This window comes from Pseudooceanicola spongiae, from assembly GCF_014899185.1.
GTDB classification, from domain to species: domain Bacteria; phylum Pseudomonadota; class Alphaproteobacteria; order Rhodobacterales; family Rhodobacteraceae; genus Pseudooceanicola; species Pseudooceanicola spongiae.
The window spans coordinates 2255219-2279196 of sequence record NZ_CP045201.1 but is presented as its reverse complement, the minus strand read 5'-3'; the positions used below and the strand labels follow the sequence as shown (position 1 = coordinate 2279196).

The window sequence follows — 23978 nt, the reverse complement described above, 5'->3', positions numbered from 1 at the left end:
CCCAGGATGGGCCCAGGCCTACGGGACGACGCGCCGCAACCGGCACCGTTCCTTGAAAAGGAGATCAACATGGTCAGGCAGCGTCTGGCACTTGCAGGGGTGGCGCTTTTGATTGCCGCCGGGGCCGCCTTTGGCCAAACCGAAGCCACGCCCGACGCGGCCCCCAGCGTTGGCGACACCATGCAGCCGATGGCGCTTTCGGGCGCTCAGGCGGACGCGGCACCGACCCTGCCCGGCGTCACCCAGGCCCCTGCGCCCACCAGCGCGCCTGAGGTCACGATCCCCACCGAGGCCGCCCCTGCTGAGGCCCTTTCCGCAGACACCACCCCCGATGTCGACCTCGCCCCTCTGCCGGAGATCACCCCGCAAGAGCCGCGCAGCGTCACTGCGATCCTCAGCGATTCCGTTGACAGCTCGGTCAAATTCCTGGTCGACGGCGGCCCCGCGATCTGGGCGATTGCCGCCCTGTCGGTCGTCACCGTCGCACTGATCCTGTGGAAAATCTGGCGCCTCGTCCTCGCCGGGGCATGGTCGCGCCGCACCTCCCGCAAGGCCGTCGAGGCCTGGGAACAGGGCGAAGCTGCCACTGCCATTGCCATGGTGCAGGGCCGGGGCGGCGTCCGGTCTCGCCTTGTGCATAGCGCGATGCGCGCCCGCATGGCGCTGAACGAAGACGCCGCACGCGAAGAAACCTCGCGCATTGCCCGCCGCCTGCTGACCAGTCAGGGCACCGCCCTGCGCGCGCTTGAACTGATCGCCACCATCGCGCCGCTGCTGGGTCTGCTCGGCACCGTGATGGGGATGATCTCGGCCTTTCAGGCGCTGCAAGAGGCCGGCAGCCAGGCCGACCCCGCCCTGCTCGCCGGCGGTATCTGGGAGGCACTTCTGACCACCGCCGCCGGTATGGCCGTCGCCATTCCCGCCTCTGCCGCGCTGACCTGGTTCGAGGCCGTGCTGGACTCCCTGCGCGCCGACCTGGAGGATCTCTCTGCCCGGATCTTTGTCGCCGATCTGCCGGGGCAGGGGATCACGCACACCAGCAACATCTCGAAACTCGCGGCGCAGTAAGGCCGCCGCGATGACCTTCCTTCCCGACAGGCCGCGCCCCCGCCGCAAGCCCAGCCTCACGCCGATGATCGACGTGGTGTTCCTGCTGCTGGTGTTCTTCATGCTGGCCTCGCGCTTTGGTATGGATGCGGTGCTGCCGCTGCCGCTTGCCTCGGCCGGGCAGGGCTATGCGGGCCCGCCCCGGCTGGTCGACATCCTGCCCGAGGGGCTCAAGGTCAACGGTGTCGAGACGGCGCAGGGCGACCTTGTCCCCCAGATGCAGGGCCTGACCGAAAAGCCCGAGGATACCATCATCCTGCGCGGAGCCGACGGTGCCAAGCTGCAGCGCGTTGTCGACACCGCCGCGATCCTGCGGGCCGCCGGCTTCACCCATCTCGTGCTTGTGGAATAACCCCATGGCGATGAATTTCTCAGACCCGCCGCGCCGCCCCCGGGGCGAATCCATCGTGCCGATGATCAACGTGGTGTTTCTGCTGCTGATCTTCTTCCTGATGACCTCGCGCCTGACGCCGCCCGAACCCTTTCCCATCCAGCCACCAAGCGCGGCCGAGGGGGCTGAGGCCGACGATACCACCACGCTCTACCTCTCGACCGAGGGCGAGGCCGGTCTGCGTGACCTGCGCGGCCCGGCGGCGATCGAGGCGTTCGCGGCCGAGAATCGGGGCAACCCCGGCATTCCCCAGCTGCGCGCCGATGCCACGACCGAAGCCGCTGCCGTCGCCCGCACCCTGCGCGCACTGACCGAGGCGGGCCTGAAGAACGTCGCCCTCGTGGTGGCCCCGCAATGAGGCGGCTGCTGGAAACCACCGCCTTTCTGGCGCTGGCCGTCGGTCTGCACGTCGCCATCGCGATGCGCATTCCTGCCGATGAAGGCTCGGACGCAGGCGGGCAGGGCGGTCAGGCGCTGGTCTCGCTGCAAGGCGCCGCCCCCGGCATGGTCGAGATGGTCGAGGCCTGGGAAACCCCGCCCGACGTCGCCCAGCCCGACACCCCCGAAATGACCCAGCCGCAAAGCGAACCTGCGCCCGAAGCGCCTGTGGCCCAGACCGCACCGCGCCCCAGTTTCCCCAGTATGGAGCTGGCCGAGGCGCTGCCCGACACGGCCGCTCTGCCGAAGGTCGATCAGGACGTGCCGCCGCCCCCCGAGGCCGAACCCGAGCCTGAGCCGGAACCACAAGAGGTGGCCGAGGCCGCGCCGAGCCCGACCCTCTCCAAACGCCCGCAGCAGCGCCCCGAAAACCTTGCCGTCCCGAAACCGCCCGCGCCGCCCAAGCCGAAGGCCGTCAAAGCCGAGCGCACCCAGAAGGCCCGTCCCGGTGGCGAAGGCGGTGCGACGCAGCGCGCGGCGGGCAATGGCGGCTCGCAGCAGGCCGGCACCAGCAATGGCACCGTCAAGGCGGGCAACGGCAAGGCCGAAGCCCGGCTCGAGGTCGTTTGGGGCAGTCAGATCCGCACCCGGATCGAGCGCAAGAAGCGCTTTCCCGGCGGCATGCGTGGCCAGCAGGGCCGCGTCGTGGTCCGCATCGTGGTGGGGCGTGACGGCGCCGTCCTCGGGGCGCAGGTTGTGCGCTCCTCTGGGGTGGCGGCCTTCGATCAGGCGGCGATGCTGGCGGTCCAGCGCTCGGGGCGGATGCCCACTGCGCCCTCTGGTCTCAGCAAGCCCAGCTATGCCTTCAACCTGCCGATGGACTTCAGCTAAGCCCCCAGAGCACGGCCTTCACAGCACCGGCCCGAACATGGCGATGGCGTTGTACCAGAGCCGACGCCCCAGCGACCATGCGGCGACATCGGCGGGCAGCACCTCATAGGCGACGTCGATATAGCTCTGCTGGCGTTCGCGCAGCGCGCCGGTCAGGGCCACATCGCTGATCAGGATGTTGTTTTCATAGTTCAGCTCAAAGCTGCGCCGATCCAGATTGGCCGACCCGATCATCGACACCTCGCCATCCAGCGTCAGCGATTTGCTGTGCAGCAGGCCAAGGGGGTACTCATAAATCCGCACCCCGGCGGCCAGCAGCTCTGAATAATAGCTGCGGCTGGCGGCGGCGACGATGAAGGAATCGTTGCGCAGGGGAAAGACGATGCTGGTCGCCACACCGCGCCGCGCCGTGATGCAGAGCGCCGATTGCATCGCCTCGGTCGGCACGTAATAGGGCGTCGTCACCACCAGTTCGCGCCGGGCGGCATGCATCAGCACCTCGAACATCTCGGGCATGGCGGTGGGGCGCACGGTGGGGCCGGTGCCGATCACCTGCGCGGTAAAACCCTCCTCTGCCGCCTCCGTCCTTTCGGGGTCGGGCTGGGCCAGATCGCGCAGATCCTCGTCGACATGGGCCATCCAGTCGGCGATGAACAGCAGCTGGCTTTGCCGCGCCACGGGTCCTTCAAAGCGCACCACCAGATCGACCCAGGGTCCATACTTGGCCTTGGGCAGAAAGGCCGGATCGGCACAGTTCTGGCTGCCGCAATAGGTCACCTCATTGTCGATCACGACGATCTTGCGGTGATTGCGCAGATCGATGCGGCCCCGGATCGGGTGCAGGAAAGGATTGCTGACCGGCAGCGCCCGGGCCAGCCGCACCCCCGCCGCCTGCATCCGCGTCCAGTCCGCAGATTTGATGATGCCGCGCGATCCGATGTCATCGGCCATCGCGCGCACCGTGACACCGCGTTTCGCCGCACGGATCGCCGCCTCGACAATCTTGGAGCCGTTGGAATCGGTCAGCCAGATGTAGAACAGCAGGTGCACAGTGGTCCGCGCGCTGTCCATATCCGCGACGATGGAGGCGATCGCCGCGTCCGAATTCTCCATCAGCCGTGCCGCGTTGCCACCCACAGGGTGCAGCCCGCTGATCGAGGTGCCGACATGGAACAGATGCGCATTGGGCGCACGCACCTCCGCGGCCTCGGCGTCGTGATCGGGGTCATGGCTCTGCGCCCCCTCCAGCAGCGACGCCGTATGACGATAGAGCGCCGCGCGACGCCGCCCGATATTGGTCTCGCCGAACAGAAAGTAGGTCAGCATCCCAAAGGCAGGCACCCCGTTGATCACCAGCACCCAGGCCATGCGCGCCGAGGGCTCGCGGTGCGGTCTCAGCAGAGCCCGGATCGTGAAGCCGGCCTGAAACACCAGATGCAGGACCATCAGCGTCGTCGGCCAGAGTGTAATGTCGATCATGGGGTTGGGGTCCTTGCTGCCCGCGCGCGGGGCCTGAGTGTCCGGCATCGTCGCACTATTTGCCCAGCCCGCGCCAGCCATCAAACACCCCGCCGCGTTATGGCCCTGTTCGATTCTGCGGCTTCGATTCTGCCGGGTCCGCCTCCGCCCCCCGAGTTCCTCCCTCTGCCCCGGTTTTAGGCGAGATTTCGTGGGTCGGCTTTCTTCATCCACAACAAATCGTGTTTATCCACAAAAAGTAGCTTTACAGGTTGTCGCCAGCGCACCACCATATCTGGTAAGAGACGTAGGAATTCTCCCCGTTTCTAGAGTAGGCATCTAGCGTGTGGGTGCTGCTAGGCCCCCTGCGCTATGCAATACAAGAGGTGACGCCATGGCCTTGACTGACTCCTTCATCTCCGAAGAACTGCACCCGATCGACATCGTCGAAACCCTGGCAGAGCACCACGAATGGGACTTTGACCGGATCGCCGAAGACCAGATCGCCATGGCGGTCGTAGGCTTGTGGCGGACCTATTCCATCACGCTCGCCTGGTCCGCTTACGACGAAACCCTGCGCATGGTCTGCACCTTCGACATGGACCCGCCCGAGGACAGCCTGCCCGGTCTCTACGAGCTGCTGAACCTCGTCAACGACCAGTGCTGGGCCGGTGCCTTCACCTACTGGGCTGATCAGAAGCTGATGGTCTACCGCTACGGCCTCGTGCTGTCGGGCGAACAGATCGCGACGTCCGAGCAGATCAGCACCATGGTCACCGCCGCAGTGCTCTCGGCCGAACGCTACTATCCGGCGTTCCAGCTGAACGTCTGGGGGGGCACGCCGCCCAAGGCCGCGCTGGAAGTCGCCATTGCAGAGGCTTATGGCCGCGCGTAACACTTGCCCCCAACGCAAATAGCTTAGGGGGCACAGCATGTCTTTGGAAACTGTGGCGGAAAAAGGCCTCGTCCTGCTGGGATGCGGCAAAATGGGCGGCGCGATGCTCGCCGGATGGCTCAAAGGCGGGCTGCCGCCCAGCTCTGTCTGGGTGCTCGACCCGCACCCCTCGGACTGGCTGAAGGGCACGGGCGTGCATCTGAACGACGGCCTGCCCGACAGCCCCGCCGTCGCCATCGTCGCGGTCAAGCCGCAGATGATGGGCGAAGCGCTGCCGGGCCTGCGCGCCCTTGGCAACAGCACGACGGTCTTCCTCTCCATCGCCGCCGGGACACCGATCTCGGCCTTCGAGGCGGCCTTTGGCGCACAAAGCCCGATCATCCGCGGCATGCCCAACACGCCCGCCGCTGTCGGTCGCGGCATCACCGCCATCGTCGGCAATCCACACGTCGGCGAGGCGGGCATGGACCTGGCCGAGGCGCTGCTCTCCGCCGTCGGCCAGGTGGCGCGGATCGAGACCGAGGACCAGATGGATGCCGTCACCGGTGTCTCCGGCTCCGGTCCCGCCTATGTCTTTCACCTGATCGAAACCCTCGCCGCTGCCGGTGTGGCTCAGGGGCTGCCCGAAGACCTCGCGATGCAACTGGCCAAGGCCACCGTCGCCGGGGCAGGCGCGCTGGCCGAGGGCACGGACGAGACACCCACCCAGCTGCGCATCAACGTCACCAGCCCCAACGGCACCACGCAGGCCGCGCTCAACGTGCTGATGGACGCGGACAGCGGCTTTCCCGCCCTGCTGCCCCGCGCGGTCGAGGCCGCTACGAAACGATCCAAGGAGCTTGCCAATGGCTGACCAGATCACCTTTGACGACTTTCTCAAGGTCGACATCCGCGCCGGTCGCGTCACCCGCGCCGAACCCTTCCCCGAGGCGCGCAAGCCCGCCATCAAGCTCTGGATCGATTTCGGCACCGAGATCGGCGAGAAAAAGACCTCCGCCCAGATCACGGCGCATTACACGCCCGAGGCGCTGGTTGGCCGCATGGTGATGGCCGTGGTCAACTTCCCGCCCCGCCAGATCGGCCCCTTCATGTCCGAAGTGCTGACCCTCGGCGTCGCTGATGCCGAGGGCGGCATCGTGCTGCTCACCCCAGATCATCCGGTCACGCCGGGGGAGCGGATGCAGTGAAGCGCATCCTCATCTCCCGCCCCATGCCCCCCGACACCATCGCCGCCGCCGAGGCGCTGTTCGAGGTCGAGGTCCGCCACAGCACCCGCCCCATGACCCCGGCCGAGCTGCGCTCGGGCTTTGCGGTCTTCGATGCAATGATGGTGACGCTGGGCGATATGGTCAGCGCCGAGATCCTGCAGGATTTCGGCCGGCCGCGCTGCAAGATGCTGGCCAATTTCGGTGTCGGCTATAACCACATCGACGTCGAAGCCTGCCGCTCACATGGGGTGAGCGTCTCCAACACCCCCGGCGCCGTGACCGATGCCACCGCCGATATCGCCATGACCCTGATGCTGATGGCCTGCCGGCGCGCCGGTGAAGCCGAGCGTCTGGTGCGCTCAGGCCAATGGGAAGGCTGGCACCCCACCCAGCTGCTCGGCCTGCATGTGACGGGTCGCAAACTGGGCGTGATCGGCATGGGACGCATCGGCCAGGCCGTGGCCCGGCGCTGTCACTTCGGCTTCGGGATGGAGGTCGGCTATTTCTCGCGCTCCGCAAAGGATCTGGAGTTCCCCGCCGCACGCAAGGACAGCCTGAAAGAGCTGGCCGCCTGGGCCGACATCCTCGTCGTTGCCACCCCTGCCAGCCCTGAAACTCACCACCTTGTGGATGAACAGGTCTTTGCCGCCATGCAGCCGCACGGCGTTTTCATCAATATCGCCCGTGGCGATATCGTGGACGAAGCCGCTCTGGTCACGGCTCTGCAATCCCGTCAGATCGGGGCGGCCGGCCTGGATGTCTACGAGCATGAACCAAAGGTGCCCGCCGCACTGCTGAAGCTCGAAAACGTGGTCCTGCTGCCACACCTGGGGACGGCTGCTATGAATGTCCGCGAAGCCATGGGTGCGATGGCCGTCGAGAACCTGCGCGCCTTCTTCGCCGGAGAAAAAGTGCCGAACGCGGTCAACTGATGGCCAGTGGGGCAGGGGGCGCTGCCCCCGCGCCTTGCGGCGCCCCCCGAAGTATTTCAGGCAAGATGATGAAGAGCGCGCTTGCCCTGTCATCTTGCCCCAAATACTTCCGCCGGAGGCAAACGCCTTTCAATGGGCCGACGGATCACCCATTTCTGCGCGCCAGTGACGACGGCACAGCGAGACATAGGTTTCGTTGCCGCCAATCATCACTTGGGCACCTTCGTGGGTAGCCAATCCGTCGGCGCCGCGGCGGACGACCATCGTGGCTTTGCGCCCGCAGTGGCAGATCGTGCGGACCTCGCGCATTTCGTCTGCAAGCGCCAGAAGTGCTGCGGAGCCGGCAAAAAGCTCGCCCTGGAAATCGACGCGCAGGCCGTAGCACATCACGGGCACGTTCAGATCATCGACCGCGCGCGCCAGCTGCCAGACCTGTGCTTTTGTCAGGAACTGTGCCTCGTCGATAAAGGCACAGGCGTAGTCGCCCGCGTCGCGTCGGGCGGCGAGTTTCTCGAACAGGTCATCGCTATCTGAGAAGGTGTCAGCCGCCTCGCCAATGCCGATGCGGCTCGCGATACGGCCTTCTCCGGCGCGGTTGTCGAACTGGGCTGTCAGCAGATAGGTCTGCATCCCGCGCTCGCGGTAATTGTGGGATGCCTGCAGCAAAACCGTCGATTTGCCAGCGTTCATCGTCGAGTAATGAAAGTAGAGTTTCGCCATCCGGTCGGGATACTGCCTCGATCAGCGCCGGGCAAGCGGCAGAGCGTCGGATCTCTGTGCTTTATCGGCAGGGACGGCTCTGGAGCCTGGCCTCAGTAAAGTTGCGGGCCGGTGCACAAGGCTCCGGCCCGATCTGTCGTGTCTTATATCAGCGGCACCAGTGGCACGTTGCAGCCTGCCAGAATCATCAGTGCGGTCAGTGCCGCAAGACGCAGTGCATTCAGTCTCGACATCCCGGTCTCCTTTGAGAGGGCGCCTCAGCTGTCCTGAAGCGACGTGACGGTGATTTCACCCTCGGTGCGGGACTTCATCGCCTGTGCAGCGGCCCAGGCCCCCGCAGCCGTGGTGAAGTAGGGGATCTTGTCATACAGAGCGACCGAGCGGATTTCCCGGCTGTCATTCACCGATTGTGCGCCCTCGGTGGTGTTCAGCACAAGCGCGATCTCACCATCCTTCAGCTGATCGACGATATTCGGCCGACCCTCATAGACCTTGTTGACCAGCGTGCACTCCAGCCCGGCGTCGTTCAGCCAGGTGGTGGTGCCACGGGTCGCGACGATGGCAAAGCCGAGGTCCAGCAGGATGCGCGCGGCGTCCAGCATGGCCGGGGTCTTGTCGGCGTCGCGGATCGACAGGAAAACCTTGCCTGAGGTCGGCAGATCGGTGCCCGCCCCCAGCTGCGCCTTCAGGAACGCGCGTGCGAAGGAGGTCTGGTCATAGCCCATGACTTCGCCGGTGGAGCGCATTTCCGGCCCCAGCAGCGTGTCGACACCGGGGAAGCGGGCGAAGGGCAGCACGGCCTCTTTCACCGCGAAGCCCTTGATCTGCGGGTCGATCAGATCAAACGTGTTCAGCTTTTCACCGGCCATGACGCGGGCGGCGATGCTGGCGATCGGCGATTTCACCGCTTTGGCGACGAAGGGCACCGTGCGGCTGGCGCGCGGGTTGACCTCGATCAGGAAGATCTCCTGCACGCCCTCTTCATTCGCCTTGACCGCGAACTGCACGTTCATCAGGCCGACAACGCCCAGCTCCAGCGCCAGCGCGCGGCTCTGCTCTTTCAGCTGGTCGATGATCGACTGGCTCAGCGAGTGCGGTGGCAGCGAGCAGGCGCTGTCGCCCGAGTGCACGCCGGCCTCCTCGATATGCTCCATGATGCCCGCGACATGCACATCCGTGCCGTCACACAGCGCATCGACATCGACCTCGACCGCGCCGGACAGGTAGCTGTCCAGCAGCACCGGGCTGTCGCCCGAGACGACAACCGCGTCACGGATATAGCGCTTGAGGCCTTCCATCTCGCGCACGATTTCCATCGCCCGGCCGCCCAGAACATAGGACGGGCGGATGACCAGCGGAAAGCCGATCTTGGCCGCGATTGCAAAGGCTTCCTCGTCAGAGCGGGCAAGCCCGTTGTTCGGCTGCTTCAGCCCCAGACGGTTGACCAGATCCTGGAACCGCTCACGGTCCTCGGCCAGGTCGATGGCGTCCGGCGTGGTGCCGAGGATCGGGATCCCGGCCTCCTGCAGGTCGTTTGCCAGTTTCAGCGGTGTCTGGCCGCCGAACTGGACGATGACGCCGTGCAGCGTGCCGCGTTCCTGCTCGATCCGCAGGATCTCCATGACGTGCTCGAAGGTCAGCGGCTCAAAGTACAACCGGTCCGAGGTGTCATAGTCGGTCGACACCGTCTCAGGGTTGCAGTTGATCATGATCGTCTCGTAGCCCGCCTCGGTCAGCGCATAGCAGGCGTGACAGCAGCAGTAATCGAACTCGATCCCCTGGCCGATCCGGTTCGGACCACCGCCGAGGATGACGACCTTTTTCTTGTCGGAAGGACGCGCCTCGCATTCCACTTCGCCCATCATCGGGGCCTCGTAGGTGGAATACATATAGGGGGTCTGCGCCTCGAATTCGGCGGCACAGGTGTCGATCCGCTTGAACACGGCCGTGACGCCCAGGTTCAGACGCGCCCGGCGCACCTGACCTTCGTCGCGCGCCGAAAGCGTCGCAAGACGGGCGTCGGAAAAGCCCATCATCTTGACGCGGCGCAAGCCGTCCTCGGTCACCGGCAGGCCGTTGACGCGGATCTCGGCCTCGACCTGAACGATCTCGCGGATGCGGGCCAGGAACCAGGGATCAAAGGCGGTGGCGGCGTGGATATCGATGTCGGACATGCCGTGGCGCATCGCCTGGGCAATGACGCGGATCCGGTCAGGGGTCTGCTCGGTCAGCGCCTTGGTTACGGCGGCGGCATCGGGCGCGCCCTCGATCTCGATCTCGTCCAGACCGGTCAGGCCGGTCTCCATGCTGGTCAGCGCCTTTTGCAGCGATTCGTGGAAGGTCCGGCCAATCGCCATGACCTCGCCCACCGATTTCATCGCCGTTGTCAGATAGGGCTTGGAGCCGGGGAATTTCTCGAAGGCAAAGCGCGGGATCTTGGTGACGACATAGTCGATGGTCGGCTCAAAGCTCGCCGGGGTCACCTTGGTGATGTCGTTGTCCAGCTCGTCCAGCGTATAGCCGACCGCGAGCTTGGCCGCGATCTTGGCAATCGGGAAGCCCGTCGCCTTGGACGCCAGCGCCGACGACCGGCTGACCCGCGGGTTCATCTCGATCACCACCATGCGGCCATCGGCAGGGTTCACCGCCCATTGCACGTTCGACCCGCCGGTTTCGACTCCGATCTCGCGCAGCACGGCAATGCTGGCGGCGCGCATCGCCTGATATTCCTTGTCGGTCAGCGTCAGGGCCGGGGCAACGGTGATCGAATCGCCGGTATGCACGCCCATCGGATCGACGTTCTCGATGGCGCAGACGATGATCGCATTGTCGGCCTTGTCGCGCACGACCTCCATCTCGAATTCTTTCCAGCCCAGCAGGCTCTCGTCCACCAGGATCTGACCCATGGGCGAGGCTTCCATGCCCGAGCGGCAGTAGAATTCGTAATCGTCACGGTTATAGGCGACGCCGCCGCCGGTGCCGCCAAGGGTGAAGGCGGGGCGGATGATCGCGGGCAGGCCTATATCTTCCAGCGCGTCGATGGCATCGCGCAGACCGGCCGCAATGTCGCGCTTGCCGTTCGGCAGTTTCGGCGCGGTCACGATCGTCGCCTTGGGGTTTTCCAACCCGATGCGGTCCATCGCCTCGCGGAACAGCTTGCGATCTTCTGCCATTTCAATGGCCTGGCGGTTGGCGCCGATCAGCTCGACGCCGAATTTCTCCAGCACGCCCATGTCGTCCAGCGCCAGCGAGGTGTTCAGCCCGGTCTGCCCGCCCATCGTCGGCAGCAGCGCATCGGGGCGCTCCTTCTCGATGATCTTGGCGACGACTTCGGGGGTGATCGGCTCGATATAGGTGGCATCCGCCAGCCCGGGGTCGGTCATGATCGTCGCCGGGTTCGAGTTCACCAGAATGACCCGGTAGCCCTCTTCGCGCAAAGCCTTGCAGGCCTGAGCGCCGGAATAATCGAACTCGCAGGCCTGGCCGATGATGATGGGGCCAGCTCCGATGATCATGATGGATTTGATATCGGTTCTTTTCGGCATGGCAGGGACCCCTCGGCGAAGCGACGCGCATGGGGTGATGTCACCCCAAGCAAATTGTCGTGCGTTATAGCCATGACAAGCCGGGGTTCAACCCCCAAGGCGACGACACACCAACGCCGCCGCACCGCCCGTCTGGCCGCGCCATATATGCACCCTCCCCCTGCCATATGCCACAGGGGAACCGCAGGGCAGGCGCGCACATCGCCAAAAAGGCGCACGCCCCGCCATCCGCCTTCTTCTTGCTGCAATATTCCGGGGATGAATGACACGCCGCAGGCGGGGCAGAAGGGGCAGCGCCCCTTCTCTTCAGACGCTACTGCGCCGCAGTGGCATGGGCCTGCACCATCTCGCCGGGATAGAGATAGTCGCGCGTCAGCGGCACCGCCTCCTGATCACGGGTCAGCTGAAACTGGAACACGACCTGATTGTTCAGCCGGAAGGTCAGCTCGCTCGCGATCAGATACAGCCGCCACATCCGCACGAAGCGCGCGTCATAGATCTGCTCCGCAACATCGGCGTTCTCCATGAACCGGTCGTACCAGTGCTTCAGCGTCTCGGCGTAATGCAGCCGCCAGACCTCGACATCCGTCGCCACCAGAGCTTCCTTTTCCACCGCCGCCATCGTCTCGGACATCGCAGGCACATAGCCACCGGGAAAAATGTACTTGGTGATGAACTGGTTCGTCGCCCCCGGCGGAGTTGTGCGCCCGATGGTATGGATCAGCGCGACCCCGTCCTCCTTCAGGAACTGGCGCACATGGCGGAAGTATTCCCGGTAGTGCGGCGTGCCGACATGCTCGAACATGCCGACCGAAACCACCCGGTCGAAGGTCTCGGTGACATGGCGGTAATCCTGCAGCCGAAACTCGACCTGCCCCTCCAGCCCCGCGTCGCGGGCGCGCTGCACCGCAATGGCATGCTGCTCACGCGACAGCGTCACCCCGACCACCTTCGCCCCGTAATCGCGCGCCAGCGTCAGCGCCATGCCGCCCCAGCCACAGCCGATGTCCAGCACGCTCATCCCTGGCTCGATCAGCAGTTTGCCCGCGATATGCGCCTTCTTGGCGGCCTGCGCCTCTTCCAGCGACATCTTTGGGTCGCTGAAATAGGCGCAGGAGTACTGCCTGTCCGCATCCAGAAACAGATCGTAGAGCTTTGACGACAGGTCATAATGATGCGCCACATTGGCCTGCGCCTTGCCCACCGGGTTGAACTGCGCGACGCGGCGCATCGCGTAGTGCAGCGCATCCACCGGCTTTTGCCACCAGGCGGGGCCAGCTTTCGGCAGGTTGATCAGCCCCAGCGTCATCAGCCCATAGAGGTCATCGCCCTCGATCGTCAGCCGCGCGTCCATATAGGCCTCGCAAACCGCCAGCTCCAGATCCATCACGATCTTGCGGGGCAGGGCGGGGTCCGAGATATGGATCGCCACCACCGGCCCGCCGGGCGCGCCACCAAAGCTGCGCTGGCTGCCGTCCGCATAGGTCACCGTCAGGCGACCTTTCCGGATCGCCTTTTCCAGAAAGGTGTTCAATAAATTTTGCCACATGTCGTGCCTCCCAACGCTGGGCAGATCTGCCAGGGTCGGGGGAAGCGGTAGCGACATCTCAGCCGGGGACCGCTCACCCCGAAACCTTCGCTCTGCCATCAGAGTGCAGAGCTTAGCATTAGATGTAAATTGCATGGATGTGTTGAAAAGCATCCAAAGGTATCCCTTGGCATCATTTTTACGCGAAAAGGCCTTGGAAACGTCTACTCCCGCGCCCCCGCACCGGTCACCTGCCGGTTTTTGCGCCGTTCTTCACTGCGGCGGGCCCGGCAGGGGCGCAGGCGGTGAAGCCACGTAAAACAGGCCCGGAACCGCTGCCTCCCTTGACTTTTACAGCCCTTCCATGTGATCCGGCGCAGGCCCTTATCCGCGCCCGGCCTGAACCGCAGGCCGTGGCTGCACAGCCCGAAAAACCCGAAGGACGATTGAGAACATGCATGCATACCGCAGCCATACCTGCGCCGGTCTGACAAAAGACCACGTCGGCGACACTGTCCGCCTCTCCGGCTGGGTGCATCGGGTCCGAGATCACGGCGGCATCCTGTTCATCGACCTGCGCGACCACTACGGCATCACGCAAGTGCTCTGCGACCCCGACAGCCCGGCCTTTGCCGCTGTCGAAAAGGTCCGCTCGGAATGGTGTATCCGCATCGACGGCGAAGTGAAGGCGCGCAGCCCTGAGTTGGTCAACGCCAAGCTGCCCACCGGCGAAATCGAAGTCTTCGTGCGCGACATCGAAGTCCTCGGCGCCTCGAAAGAGCTGCCTCTGATGGTCTTCGGCGATCAGGAATACCCTGAGGAAACCCGCCTGCGCTATCGCTACCTCGACCTGCGCCGTGACGAGATGCAGAAGAACATGATCCTGCGCTCGGATGTTGTCTCCTCGATGCGCAAGCGCATGTGGGATAAGGCCTTCCGTGAATTCCAGACGCCGATCATCACCGCGTCGTCGCCCGAAGGCGCGCGCGACTTCCTCGTGCCCTCGCGTCTGCACCCGGGCAAGTTCTACGCCCTGCCGCAGGCCCCCCAGCAGTTCAAGCAGCTGCTCATGGTCTCGGGCTTTGACAAGTATTTTCAGATCGCGCCCTGTTTCCGCGACGAAGACCCGCGCGCCGACCGCTCGCCGACCGATTTCTACCAGCTCGACATGGAGATGTCCTTCGTCACGCAGCAGGACATCTTCGACACGATCAGCCCCGTCATCGGCGGCATCTTCGAGGAGTTCGGTGGCGGCAAGAAAGTCGACACCCCTCTCGAATGGCCGCAGATCTCCTACAAGGATGCAGCGCTGAAATACGGCTCCGACAAGCCAGACCTGCGCAACCCGATCGAGATGCAGGTCGTGTCCGAGCATTTCGCCGGCTCCGGCTTCGCCATCTTCGCCAAGCTGCTGGAGCAGGACGGCACCGAAATCCGCGCCATCCCCGCGCCGACCGGCGGCTCGCGCAAGTTCTGCGACCGTATGAACGCGTTTGCCCAGAAAGAGGGTCTGCCCGGCATGGGCTATATCTTCTGGCGTGATCAGGGCGAGGGCATGGAAGCCGCTGGCCCCCTTGCGAAAAACATCGGGCCAGAGCGCACTGAGGCGATCCGTCAGCAGCTCGGCCTGAACGTTGGCGATGCGGCCTTCTTCCTCGGTGGCAAGCCGAAGTCCTTCGAATCCGTTGCTGGCCGCGCCCGCAACGTGATCGGCGAAGAGCTGGGCCTGACCGACAAGGACCGTTTCGCCTTCGCATGGATCGTCGACTTCCCGATCTATGAGCGTGACGAGGAGACAGGCAAGCTGGACTTTGAGCACAACCCCTTCTCCATGCCGCAGGGCGGGATGGAGGCGCTGATGGGCGATCCGCTCGACGTGCGCGGCTACCAATACGACCTGGCCTGCAACGGCTATGAGCTGGTCAGCGGCGCGATCCGCAACCACAAGCCCGAGATCATGTTCAAGGCCTTCGAGATCGCCGGCTACGGCAAGGAAGAAGTCGAGAAACGCTTCGGCGGTATGGTCAACGCCTTCCAGTACGGCGCCCCGCCGCACGGTGGCTGCGCTGCCGGGATCGACCGCATCGTCATGCTGCTGGCCGAAGAGAGCAACATCCGTGAGGTCATCCTGTTCCCGATGAACCAGCGCGCCGAAGACCTGATGATGGCCGCGCCGTCCGAGCCGACCTCGGATCAACTGATGGAGCTGCACCTGCGCGTCATCCCACAGGAGTGAGGCCCGCTCACGAGGTCGCATCCTGAGCAGCCCGAAATACCAAAACGCCCGGTGCCAAGTGCCGGGCGTTTTTTTGGAAGACACTTTATGTCGGGTCGTAATGGTGCAGGGCGACACGCTGGCGAAGCCTCTAACGCCGCTGTCGACATCTTGACCGTAACCGCCTTGGCGCTCCGTATCCGACAGCCGCGAATAGGCCTGACTGTCGAGCGCATCAATACTGGTACCACGGATCCGGCACAGGCTTCGAAGGTGACCCTCTCACAACCCCACCGGTCCAAGGCCCAGCCGCACGCAGTCTGCGGCTCAGTCCGCAACCGATCACGCTGACCGAGAGTAGCCGCCGCGATCGCTGCCCGTGTCCGACCAGCTGGACGATCCGCCGGAATTGGAGGTCCGGAATACCCCGATACTCTGGCGCAGTGCCGCACTCTTTTCGGACAGACCTTTCGTGGCGTCTGCCGTATCCACCACCATGGCCGCATTTCGCTGCGTCACCTGATCCAGCTGCGAAATGGCTGAGTTGATTTCGCCAAGGGTGGTACTCTGCTCGCCCAGACCATAGGCCACTTCCTTCACTCGCTCGGAAATTCGCCCGACACCTTCGAAGATTGCGGTCAGCTGAGTGCCGGTGCGGTCCACCAGATCAACACCGGTCTTCACATGACCCGCGCTCTGTTCGATGAGCCCCTTGATCTCGCGCGCCGAATCCGCTGTGCGCCCGGCAAGCGAGCGGACCTCAGAGGCGACCACGGCAAAGCCCAGACCGGCTTCGCCCGCGCGGGCGGCCTCGACCCCGGCGTTCAGCGCCAGTAAGTTTGTCTGAAACGCGATGTCGTCAATGACCGAGATAATGCGCGCAATCGCATCGGATGATCCCTCGATACGTTTCATCGCATCGGTCACATCCTGCACCAGGTGTTGGCTGCCCTCGGCCGAGGTGCGCGTGGCGTTGGCCTCTTCGCCGACCTCCTGCGCATGTGACACGGCCGAGCGGGAATTCGAGTTCAGCTCTTCGATGGCGGCGGCGGTCTGTTCCAGTGTCGCGGCCTGTGTTTCGGTCCGACGCGACAGCTCGTCAGAGGTGGAGCCGATCTGGCTGCTGACCGCGTCGATCGTCTCGGCCACCGCTTGCAGGTTCGATATCATCTGCGAGAGATGATCAACCGAGGTGTTGTAGGCATTGCCGAGGTTTGCAAGATCGGGAATGCTGCAGGGTCCGACGCGATAGCTGAGATCGCCGTCGGTCAGCGCCTCCATGCCTTTGGTGATGCTTTCCAGGGCTGTACGCCGGACCGTCACGTCCATGGCGATCTTGGTGACTCGTACGATATTGCCCTGCTCATCGGTGATCGGCGCATAGGTGGCCTGAATCCAGATTTTGCGACCATCCTTGCGCAGGCGCGGGAACTGGCTGGTAAAGGATTCCCCGGCGCGCAGCTTTTCCCAAAACTCGCGATAGTCATTCGTTTTGACGTAGCTCGGATAGACGAACATCGAGTGGTTCTTGCCCACCACTTCCTCGGCCTCGTACCCCAAGGCTTTCAGGAAGTTGCCGTTCGCCATGATGACCGTGCCGTCCGGCTTGAAGTGAATCACCGCCTGGGTACGCTCAACCATCTGAAGGAGCGCTAGATCGCCTAGGACCTTTTCGTCGTCTTTCGGCTTGGAGGAGGCCCAAAATGCCACGTCACATTCCTTCCCTGAGGATATTCGTCGAGACGCTTATGCACCCCAGTGTCTTACCTGCTGGTAAAGCCGGGGCGGTAAATAGTTCAAAATGTCACAATGGCGCGGTCGACCTGTGCGCCAGAACGGTGCGTTAAGACGTCCGGTGCGGCGGAATTCGCACCGCCCGGATACCGTTCAGATACCGACGCAATACCGACATCGCAAATCGCCGGATTTGCCTTGTTCACAAAGGTTTCGGCTTTGATGAACGCAAAACGGCGGTGCCACTGCGCACCGCCGTTCGTCATAGCTGTCAAAAGCGCGGCCGCTTGGCGCGCTCAGTCCTCCAGCGCGTCCTTGCGCTTCTTCTCGACCAGCTTGGCTTCCTCAGATTTGCGCGCAAGGAACTTGGCTCCAAAGGCGTCGTTGTCCTCTTTGCCGATGACCTTCTTGGCGCGGGTAAAGACCTCGTCTTCCTCTTCGTCCATGTGATGTTCATAGTCGTGCTTGAGAACCTTGAAACGGGTCAGCCAAGCTGGCGAGGACATATCGGTTTCGCGCAATTCCTCCATGATTTCATCCATTTGCTCGTGCTCGTGCACGGAATGGCGGGCGGAATCCTGACCCCAGGTTTCGCTCATCAGCGTGGAATAGAAGGTCTCTTCCTCGGCAGCGGCGTGGGATTTCACGTCGTGATAGAATTCGTCCCAGGCGCTCTCACGCTCCGGGCTGGCACCGGTTGTGTCGGCGATTTTGTCCAGCAGCTCGCGGTGGCGGGCATGGTCTTTTTTGATGGCGTCATAGATCGAAGTCATGAGCTGTCTCTCCTGGAAATGTGGCATGGGCGCGGTGGTGGCAGGGTCGCCGCGCTATCCGGGTTCAACACCCGATCGGCCTGCAAGGTTCCCTGTGACGTCGCGCTTCGAGACGTGGCGATTTGTCCCGGGCTTGCATAAAAGCCACTTAAATTTCAGCGGCATAGCGCTTGCCTGGCTGCACAGTTTGGTACCTTCCCTTGCTCGGAACTTTGCAATATCGTGCCCGTCAGAGCCACAGTGCACGCTTGAAGGAGACGACCTCATGACCCTGTCCCGCCCCATTGGGCCGAGCGTCGAGGGCTGGACGGCCCCGCCGCGCCCGCCGGTCGATCTGGTGCTGGAAGGGCGGCATGTGCGGCTCGATCCGCTCACCGCCGAGGCGCACGCCGGTGTGCTCTACGAGGCGTTCGACGGGCAGGACTGGCTCTGGGATTACATGCCCAACGGCCCCTTCGCCAGCTCCTCGCAATACCACCGCTGGGTGCGGTCGGTCGAGGGCGGGGCCGAGCCGGTCTTCTTCGCCATCACCGACACCCGGACCCATTCGGTCTGCGGCGTGGCGAGCTACCTCAACATCATGCCGAACAATGGCTCAGTCGAGGTCGGCAACATTGCCTTTGCCCCTGAATTACAAGGCACAATTGCCGCGACCGAGGCGATGTTCCTGATGATGCAATGGGCGTTCGAGGCTGGATATCGCCGCTATGAATGGAAGTGCAACGCCCTGAACCGTCCCTCACGCCGGGCCGCGCAGCGCTTTGGCTTCAGCTATGAAGGCATCTTCCGGCAGCACATGGTGGTCAAGGATCGCAACCGCGACACCGCCTGGTTTGCCATCTGCGACGGCGAATGGGCGGCCCTGAAGGAGGCCTATTCGGTCTGGCTCAGCCCGGCGAATTTCGACGCGAGCGGGCAGCAGTCAGAACGCCTCAGCGATCTGACCGGGCTGGTGCGCGTGGCCTCCGATCCCTCGCTCTAGAGGGTCATGTCGGTCGCGGCCCAGTCCCAATAGAGCTGGCGGACCCGTGCGGTCATCGGCCCGATGGGATAGGTCACCGCATCGAATGCCGTGACAGGCGTCACTTTGTTGAGGTTGCCCGACAGGAAGATTTCGTCAGCGCTTTCAAAGTCTTCGAAGGTCAGAACCGCCTCGTGCACCGTCACGCCATCGGCGCGCAGGTTGGCAATATGACGCGCGCGCGTGATGCCGGACAGGAAGGTGCCATTGGCGATCGGGGTCAAGACCTCGCTATCCCGGACCATGAAGACATTGGCCGTCGCGCTCTCGGCGACGTTGCCCATGGCATCGGCAACCAGCGCATTGCCAAAGCCTTTTGCGCGCGCCTCGGCCAGCATGCGGCCGTTGTTGGGATAGAGCGCTCCGGCCTTGGCGTTGACCACCGCGGTCTCCATCACCGGGCGGCGAAACCGGGTGAGGGTCAGCGTCGTCGCGGCATCAGGGGCGGCCAGAGGGATCTCCTCAAGCGCGATGCAAAAGCCCGTGGCACCGTACTTCGGCTGCACGACCGTCTCATTGCCCTCGGTGGCCCAATACATCGGGCGGATATAGACGGAGGCATCGGGTGAAAACCGCGCAAGTCCTTCCCGCACAATGGCAATCATCTGATCCACAGGGCAGGAGGGTTCGATCATCAGCGCCTCGGCAGAGCGGTTCACCCGCTCGCAGTGGGCACGCAGATCGGGCAGCAGGCCCTGCACCATCCGGGCACCGTCAAACACGGTCGAGCCGAGCCAGGAGCCGTGATCACCGGCTTTCATCACCGCGACGTCACCCTGGTGCCAGACACCCTGAAAGTAGGTATGAATTTCGCCACTCGCCATGCTGCTGTCTCCTTCGTATGCGCCTGATCGGCATAGGACATCGCGCTCAAAAGGGGAAGGGTGCGGCGCCAAACCAAAAACCCCCGGCGCAATGGCCGGGGGCAACTTGGTGCTACAAAATGATTTTTCAGGTCGCAATCTGCCGTATTTGCCCGTGCTGGGGTTCGTCACAGGGCTGCGTCGTCACAACTCTTTCTTAAGCTGATTCTGAAACAGTTCTGTGACCCTAGGTAAGCGGTTCAGCAGACGTCGCCCTCAGACGGCGGGCGCTTCGGAGAGGAGAAGCTGAAGATCAAGAGGCGCGTTATACATGGCCAGCGATCCATCCGGCAGGCGCGGCCAGTCTTCGGCAGGGCGGTCGCGATAGAGCTCAACGCCATTGCCATCGGGATCCCTGAGGTAGATCGCCTCGCTCACGCCATGATCGGCAGCGCCGTCGATTTCGACCCCGGCTTCGACCAGACGGCGCAGCGCATCGGCCAGAGAGGCGCGGTCGGGATAGAGGAAAGCGGTGTGATAGAGGCCGGTATGTCCCTTGGGGGCCGGCGTGCCGTTGCGCGATTCCCAGGTGTTGAGGCCGATGTGGTGGTGATAGCCACCGGCAGATAGGAAGGCGGCCTGCTTGCCGAAGCGGGTCTGCACTTCAAACCCCAGAATGCCGCTGTAGAAGTCGATGGCGCGGTCGATATCCGCGACCTTGAGGTGGATATGTCCCACTCTGACGTCTGGGTGCACTGGGTTTGTCATGTCGCCGCTCCTTCAATGGCCTAGCCTCTAGTTAGGCAGGCTCTGGAAGGGGCGAAAGGCCGTCTGGCGCACCGGCGTTGTGCAAGGATGCAAGGACTGCATAGATGCGGTGGTCTGGCGCCGCCAAGGCACCAGACCGTGTTGTCAGCTGCGGATCATCCCGACGATATCGTAGGTCTTCTCCAGGATCGGCGTGGCAATCTTGCGGGCTTCGAGGGCGCCGGCACCGATGATGGCGTCAATTTCGTCCGGAGCCTGCATCAGCCGCGCCATCTCGGTCGAGATCGGCGACAGCTTGGCGACGGCCAGATCGGCGAGCATCGGTTTGAACTCCGAGAACTGCTTGCCGCCAACCTCGCGCAGCACGCTGTCAACATCGCTGTCGTTCAGCGCCGCGTAGATGTTGACCAGATTGCGCGCCTCGGGGCGTTCAGCCAGACCTGCCGCTTCGGAGGGCAGGGCATCAGCATCGGTGCGGGCCTTGCGGATCTTGTTGGCGATTGCTTCGTCGTCGTCGGTCATGTTGATCCGGCTCATGTCCGAGGGGTCGGATTTCGACATCTTCTTGCTGCCATCGCGCAGGGACATCACGCGGGTCGCTGCCCCTTCGATCACGGGCTCGGTCATCGGGAAGAACTCAACGCCGTAGTCGTGGTTGAACTTGGCCGCGATATCGCGCGTCAGCTCGACGTGCTGCTTCTGATCCTCGCCCACGGGAACATGGGTCGCATGATACAGCAGGATGTCCGCCGCCATCAGCGCCGGATAGGCAAACAGCCCCAGCGAGGCGTTCTGAGCATTCTTGCCCGCCTTGTCCTTCCACTGGGTCATGCGCTGCATCCAGCCCATGCGCGCGACGCTGTTGAAGATCCAGGCCAGTTGCGCGTGCTCGGGCACCTGGCTTTGATTGAAGAGAATGGATTTTCTGGGGTCGAGGCCAGAGGCGATAAAGCCCGCAGCCAGCTCGCGCGTCTGGCGGCGTAGGGCTTCGGGGTCTTGCCATACGGTGATCGCGTGCATGTCGACCATGCAGTACAGGGTCTGGATCCCGGTTTCCTGCATATCGACAAAACGACGCATCGCGCCGAGGTAATTGCCAAGCGTCAGGCCACCCGACGGCTGAATGCCGGAAAAGACGCGCGGCTGAAACGCCGTTGCGCTGGTTTGTGTTGCGGTTTCGCTCTGGGTCGCGTCGGACATGTATCCCGTCTCCTGGATGGGCGTCTGGCAATTCGGTCTGTGCTGGCTTACCCATGCCCCGAAGGCCCGTCAACCGCCGGGCCCCCTCAGCACAGGGCTGGGGCAGGCGGCGGGCCAAAGACCAGCAGCAGGCTCCCAGCAGGGCCCGAGAAAAGGACGCACCGATGAGTGACCCGGATTATACGCCGCCCGAAAGCCTAGTGAACCCGGTTCCGCCGGTCGTGGTGCTGCTGTTCGTCGCCGTGATCGGTATCGAGGGCGTCTTTTCCCTTGGCAAAGCTGGTCTGGTCGGCGGGCCCGCCGCGATTGGCTGGCGTCTTGGGGCCCTGCAGGACTACGGTTTTTTCCCGGCCTTCCTCGATTACATGGCCCAGAGCCGCAGCGCCCCGCTCGAGGTGCTGATGCGCTTCGTGAGCTATCCCTTCGTGCATGGCTCGTTCCAGCAGGCCGTGATCGCGGGCGTGATGATGCTGGCTCTGGGCAAGTTCGTCGGCGAGGCGATGCGCCCCATTCCGCTGCTGATCCTGTTCGTGCTGAGCTCGGCCATGGGGGCGCTGATCTTCGGGCTGGTCGCCCCCGCGCAAGAGCCACTCTACGGGGCTTTCCCGCCGACCTACGGCTTTATCGGGGCCTATAGTTACATGCTCTGGATCTATCTGCGCGGGGTGGGCGAGCGTCAGATCGCAGCCTTCCGCCTGATCGGCCTGCTGATGGCCATTCAGCTGCTGTTCGGGCTGTTCTTTGATACGGGCACCACCTGGGTCGCCGAACTGGCAGCCTTCGTGACCGGGTTCGGTCTGGCACCGCTGCTGCTGCCCGGTGGCCTCGCCCGGCTGCGTCACAAGCTGCAGCGCCGCTGAACGCGGTTCAGAACATCTCGGCGGGCAGGATCGGGAAGGGGCGCGCAAAGCGGCGATTGCGCTCCTCTGGCCAGGGCAGGATATAGGCTTCGCGTGCGTCAGGGGGCAGGTCCGCAGTTTCCTGAGCGACCTTTGCCCAGTCGCTCGCCTTCTTGACGTCAATCGTCGACATCCGGTCGCGCAGCCAGGTCTTCATCAGACGTTCGCGGATCATCTTGATGTCGCGCTTGCCGTGAAATTGCAGCGATGCCTCGGTATCCCAGCGCATCGAACGACCGTTCAGGTTTGCCGATCCGACGATGCCGAGCTGATCATCGACCAGTGTCACCTTCGAATGCAGATAGATGATCCCTGCGCCATGCAGCGGCATCGGCGTGTTGTCCGGCGCCTTGCGCGGCTGCGCTGGCGCCATGATCGCCAGCCGGTCGCCAAAGGCGCGGCGCAGCACGCGCAGGCAGCGCAATTGCAGTGCTTGCGCATGGCGCACATCAAAGCCGCGCTTGCCCTCGAAAATCACCCTGTCCGGCTCGCTCGGCATCACCAGGATGACCTGAAGCGACGGCGAACGCTCTGCCGCGCGGGCCAGAGCCTTGGCCAGAGGCATGTGCCGGAAAAACTGCGTTTCGATATAGACCAGCCGCTTGGCGCTGTCGAAGGCGGCGATATGGGCCTCTTCGTGTTCGGTGATCTTGGATTTCGGGCCGATGCGGATTGGGCTGTCCTGGTCACAGGAGATCGTGCGCAGCAAACGTGGCCCACTTGCTGAGTGCAGCTTGGCGGGCAGGGGATGTGTCTCGGCGACAGAGGTGGCGTCGACCCCAAAGCTGGTGGCACCGGCCCTGCGGGCCCGCTCCCAGCTGTCTGCAAAATGGCGACGCAGATCACCGACAACGCGACCAGCGATCAGGATGCTGACATCATGCCAGGTTTCTTCTGCGCGGCGGTCGTGCTGTTCATCATCCCAGCGACGTTCATTGACGTCGATCCCGCCGATGATCGCCGTTGCGCCGTCCGAGACGGCAAATTTCTGGTGAAGGGTCACGGGATGCAGCGCCACCTCGCCACGCATCGCCTGATGCTGCAGGGCTGTCAGCTGAGCGGGCGCATAATTCGACAGATCTGCGATACGGCTTTTGATCTTCGGCCAGAAGACGCGCTTCCACATGGGGGCCGATTTGCACTCGTGCAGGGCACAGAGGATTTCAGCCTCCTTCGGCAGGCGGCTGGCGAAACGCTGTGCATTGGACCAGGCGTTCTGATGCAGATCCGGCGTGAACAGCGGGTCGAAATCCGCCATCAGCATACGGATCTTGACGCCCCGCTCCGCCACATGATGGATCAGATCGGCCCAGCTCTCCAACCCAAGATCCAAGGCTTCTTTGCTGCGAACCCGGGTCAGGGGGTCGAGGATCCGGAAGGACATCAGCAGCTCTTCCTGGGTGTTCAGGCAGAGCCGCTCCAGCGCGGGGAACATTTCGGACGCAGTGACAAGCGGCTCGAAACGAGGTGTCGTGGATCTGTCCTTGGGCATGATATGATTTTTATTCCAGG

At 63.8% G+C, this 23978-nt stretch carries 21 protein-coding genes; 11 read left to right on the top strand and 10 right to left on the bottom strand.

Annotation, left to right across the window (positions count from 1 at the left end; genetic code table 11):
- Positions 1-69 precede the first annotated feature (69 nt).
- Genes F3W81_RS10790 through F3W81_RS10775 form a run of 4 tightly spaced genes read left to right on the top strand, consistent with a single transcriptional unit; the run spans position 70 to position 2767 of the window.
- Complete coding sequence (locus F3W81_RS10790) at positions 70-1068, top strand: MotA/TolQ/ExbB proton channel family protein (RefSeq protein WP_193079175.1); 999 nt, start codon at positions 70-72, stop codon at positions 1066-1068.
- Between the two features lie 10 nt (positions 1069-1078).
- Entirely contained in the window at positions 1079-1459 is a 381-nt protein-coding gene (locus F3W81_RS10785) for an ExbD/TolR family protein (protein WP_193079174.1), read from the top strand.
- A 4-nt stretch (positions 1460-1463) separates the two neighbouring features.
- The gene (locus tag F3W81_RS10780) at positions 1464-1856 is read left to right on the top strand and encodes an ExbD/TolR family protein (protein ID WP_319022256.1); all 393 of its coding nucleotides are present in this window, start codon (positions 1464-1466) and stop codon (positions 1854-1856) included.
- Positions 1853-2767 (top strand): TonB family protein, encoded by a 915-nt coding sequence (locus tag F3W81_RS10775; protein ID WP_193079173.1) that lies wholly within the window; start codon positions 1853-1855, stop codon positions 2765-2767. Before F3W81_RS10780 ends, F3W81_RS10775 begins: the two co-directional genes overlap by 4 nt.
- Positions 2768-2785: 18 nt before the next feature.
- Here F3W81_RS10775 and cls read toward each other — a convergent pair whose 3' ends face one another.
- Complete coding sequence (gene cls, locus F3W81_RS10770; protein WP_193079172.1) at positions 2786-4246, bottom strand: cardiolipin synthase; 1461 nt, start codon at positions 4244-4246, stop codon at positions 2786-2788.
- A gap of 373 nt (positions 4247-4619) precedes the next feature.
- Between cls and F3W81_RS10765 the strand changes: the two genes are divergently transcribed.
- The 4 genes from F3W81_RS10765 to F3W81_RS10750 are packed head-to-tail and all read left to right on the top strand — an operon-like array spanning position 4620 to position 7260.
- Positions 4620-5120, top strand: a complete 501-nt coding sequence (locus F3W81_RS10765; protein WP_193079171.1) for a type III secretion system chaperone family protein — start codon at positions 4620-4622, stop codon at positions 5118-5120.
- Between the two features lie 37 nt (positions 5121-5157).
- Positions 5158-5973 carry a pyrroline-5-carboxylate reductase gene (proC, locus tag F3W81_RS10760; protein WP_193079170.1) on the top strand — a complete coding sequence of 272 codons (816 nt, stop codon included), beginning with the start codon at positions 5158-5160 and terminating at the stop codon, positions 5971-5973.
- Positions 5966-6307 (top strand): tRNA-binding protein, encoded by a 342-nt coding sequence (locus F3W81_RS10755; protein WP_193079169.1) that lies wholly within the window; start codon positions 5966-5968, stop codon positions 6305-6307. The genes proC and F3W81_RS10755 overlap by 8 nt, the downstream gene beginning before the upstream one ends.
- Positions 6304-7260, top strand: a complete 957-nt coding sequence (locus F3W81_RS10750) for a 2-hydroxyacid dehydrogenase (RefSeq protein ID WP_193079168.1) — start codon at positions 6304-6306, stop codon at positions 7258-7260. The genes F3W81_RS10755 and F3W81_RS10750 overlap by 4 nt, the downstream gene beginning before the upstream one ends.
- Positions 7261-7389: 129 nt before the next feature.
- On the opposite strand, the gene F3W81_RS10745 is transcribed toward F3W81_RS10750, so the two are convergent.
- The 3 genes from F3W81_RS10745 to F3W81_RS10735 form a co-directional block, all read right to left on the bottom strand.
- Positions 7390-7980 carry a thymidine kinase gene (locus F3W81_RS10745; RefSeq protein WP_193079167.1) on the bottom strand — a complete coding sequence of 197 codons (591 nt, stop codon included), beginning with the start codon at positions 7978-7980 and terminating at the stop codon, positions 7390-7392.
- A gap of 257 nt (positions 7981-8237) precedes the next feature.
- A complete protein-coding gene (gene carB / locus F3W81_RS10740) occupies positions 8238-11525 on the bottom strand; it encodes a carbamoyl-phosphate synthase large subunit (protein WP_193079166.1) in 3288 nt (1095 codons plus the stop codon).
- Between the two features lie 313 nt (positions 11526-11838).
- Entirely contained in the window at positions 11839-13074 is a 1236-nt protein-coding gene (locus F3W81_RS10735) for an SAM-dependent methyltransferase (RefSeq protein ID WP_193079165.1), read from the bottom strand.
- A gap of 433 nt (positions 13075-13507) precedes the next feature.
- On the opposite strand from F3W81_RS10735, the gene aspS reads away from it, so the two are divergent.
- Positions 13508-15289, top strand: coding sequence for an aspartate--tRNA ligase (gene aspS / locus F3W81_RS10730; RefSeq protein ID WP_193079164.1), 1782 nt, complete (start codon positions 13508-13510; stop codon positions 15287-15289).
- 321 nt (positions 15290-15610) lie between these two features.
- On the opposite strand, the gene F3W81_RS10725 is transcribed toward aspS, so the two are convergent.
- On the bottom strand, positions 15611-16978 hold the full coding sequence (locus tag F3W81_RS10725) for a methyl-accepting chemotaxis protein (RefSeq protein ID WP_226941640.1): 1368 nt from the start codon (positions 16976-16978) through the stop codon (positions 15611-15613).
- A gap of 320 nt (positions 16979-17298) precedes the next feature.
- Complete coding sequence (locus F3W81_RS10720) at positions 17299-17775, bottom strand: hemerythrin domain-containing protein (protein WP_193079163.1); 477 nt, start codon at positions 17773-17775, stop codon at positions 17299-17301.
- Positions 17776-18040: 265 nt separating this feature from the next.
- On the opposite strand from F3W81_RS10720, the gene F3W81_RS10715 reads away from it, so the two are divergent.
- Complete coding sequence (locus tag F3W81_RS10715; protein ID WP_193079162.1) at positions 18041-18757, top strand: GNAT family N-acetyltransferase; 717 nt, start codon at positions 18041-18043, stop codon at positions 18755-18757.
- Here the strand turns inward: F3W81_RS10715 and F3W81_RS10710 are convergent.
- The 3 genes from F3W81_RS10710 to trpS all read right to left on the bottom strand — a co-directional run bounded on the left by F3W81_RS10710 (position 18754) and on the right by trpS (position 21567).
- Positions 18754-19620: a branched-chain amino acid aminotransferase gene (locus F3W81_RS10710; RefSeq protein WP_193079161.1), complete on the bottom strand. Its 867-nt coding sequence runs from the start codon at positions 19618-19620 to the stop codon at positions 18754-18756. The genes F3W81_RS10715 and F3W81_RS10710 overlap by 4 nt on opposite strands.
- Before the next feature lie 255 nt (positions 19621-19875).
- Entirely contained in the window at positions 19876-20367 is a 492-nt protein-coding gene (locus F3W81_RS10705) for a VOC family protein (protein WP_193079160.1), read from the bottom strand.
- A gap of 144 nt (positions 20368-20511) precedes the next feature.
- The gene (gene trpS, locus F3W81_RS10700) at positions 20512-21567 is read right to left on the bottom strand and encodes a tryptophan--tRNA ligase (protein WP_193079159.1); all 1056 of its coding nucleotides are present in this window, start codon (positions 21565-21567) and stop codon (positions 20512-20514) included.
- A 164-nt stretch (positions 21568-21731) separates the two neighbouring features.
- Here trpS and F3W81_RS10695 point away from each other — a divergent pair, with 164 nt between their 5' ends.
- On the top strand, positions 21732-22427 hold the full coding sequence (locus F3W81_RS10695) for a rhomboid family intramembrane serine protease (RefSeq protein WP_193079158.1): 696 nt from the start codon (positions 21732-21734) through the stop codon (positions 22425-22427).
- Positions 22428-22434: 7 nt separating this feature from the next.
- On the opposite strand, the gene F3W81_RS10690 is transcribed toward F3W81_RS10695, so the two are convergent.
- Positions 22435-23958 carry a phospholipase D family protein gene (locus F3W81_RS10690; protein WP_193079157.1) on the bottom strand — a complete coding sequence of 508 codons (1524 nt, stop codon included), beginning with the start codon at positions 23956-23958 and terminating at the stop codon, positions 22435-22437.
- Positions 23959-23978 lie beyond the last annotated feature (20 nt).

Bases quoted from the DNA above. Each gene is read 5' to 3' on its own strand.
- F3W81_RS10775 (WP_193079173.1), top strand. From the start codon at position 1,853: ATGAGGCGGCTGCTGGAAACCACCGCCTTTCTGGCGCTGGCCGTCGGT.
- F3W81_RS10745 (WP_193079167.1), bottom strand. From the start codon at position 7,980: ATGGCGAAACTCTACTTTCATTACTCGACGATGAACGCTGGCAAATCG.
- aspS (WP_193079164.1), top strand. From the start codon at position 13,508: ATGCATGCATACCGCAGCCATACCTGCGCCGGTCTGACAAAAGACCAC.
- carB (WP_193079166.1), bottom strand. From the start codon at position 11,525: ATGCCGAAAAGAACCGATATCAAATCCATCATGATCATCGGAGCTGGC.
- F3W81_RS10790 (WP_193079175.1), top strand. From the start codon at position 70: ATGGTCAGGCAGCGTCTGGCACTTGCAGGGGTGGCGCTTTTGATTGCC.
- cls (WP_193079172.1), bottom strand. From the start codon at position 4,246: ATGATCGACATTACACTCTGGCCGACGACGCTGATGGTCCTGCATCTG.
- F3W81_RS10780 (WP_319022256.1), top strand. From the start codon at position 1,464: ATGGCGATGAATTTCTCAGACCCGCCGCGCCGCCCCCGGGGCGAATCC.
- trpS (WP_193079159.1), bottom strand. From the start codon at position 21,567: ATGTCCGACGCGACCCAGAGCGAAACCGCAACACAAACCAGCGCAACG.
- F3W81_RS10710 (WP_193079161.1), bottom strand. From the start codon at position 19,620: ATGGCGAGTGGCGAAATTCATACCTACTTTCAGGGTGTCTGGCACCAG.
- F3W81_RS10720 (WP_193079163.1), bottom strand. From the start codon at position 17,775: ATGACTTCGATCTATGACGCCATCAAAAAAGACCATGCCCGCCACCGC.
- F3W81_RS10785 (WP_193079174.1), top strand. From the start codon at position 1,079: ATGACCTTCCTTCCCGACAGGCCGCGCCCCCGCCGCAAGCCCAGCCTC.
- F3W81_RS10690 (WP_193079157.1), bottom strand. From the start codon at position 23,958: ATGCCCAAGGACAGATCCACGACACCTCGTTTCGAGCCGCTTGTCACT.
- proC (WP_193079170.1), top strand. From the start codon at position 5,158: ATGTCTTTGGAAACTGTGGCGGAAAAAGGCCTCGTCCTGCTGGGATGC.
- F3W81_RS10735 (WP_193079165.1), bottom strand. From the start codon at position 13,074: ATGTGGCAAAATTTATTGAACACCTTTCTGGAAAAGGCGATCCGGAAA.
- F3W81_RS10715 (WP_193079162.1), top strand. From the start codon at position 18,041: ATGACCCTGTCCCGCCCCATTGGGCCGAGCGTCGAGGGCTGGACGGCC.
- F3W81_RS10755 (WP_193079169.1), top strand. From the start codon at position 5,966: ATGGCTGACCAGATCACCTTTGACGACTTTCTCAAGGTCGACATCCGC.
- F3W81_RS10695 (WP_193079158.1), top strand. From the start codon at position 21,732: ATGAGTGACCCGGATTATACGCCGCCCGAAAGCCTAGTGAACCCGGTT.
- F3W81_RS10765 (WP_193079171.1), top strand. From the start codon at position 4,620: ATGGCCTTGACTGACTCCTTCATCTCCGAAGAACTGCACCCGATCGAC.
- F3W81_RS10705 (WP_193079160.1), bottom strand. From the start codon at position 20,367: ATGACAAACCCAGTGCACCCAGACGTCAGAGTGGGACATATCCACCTC.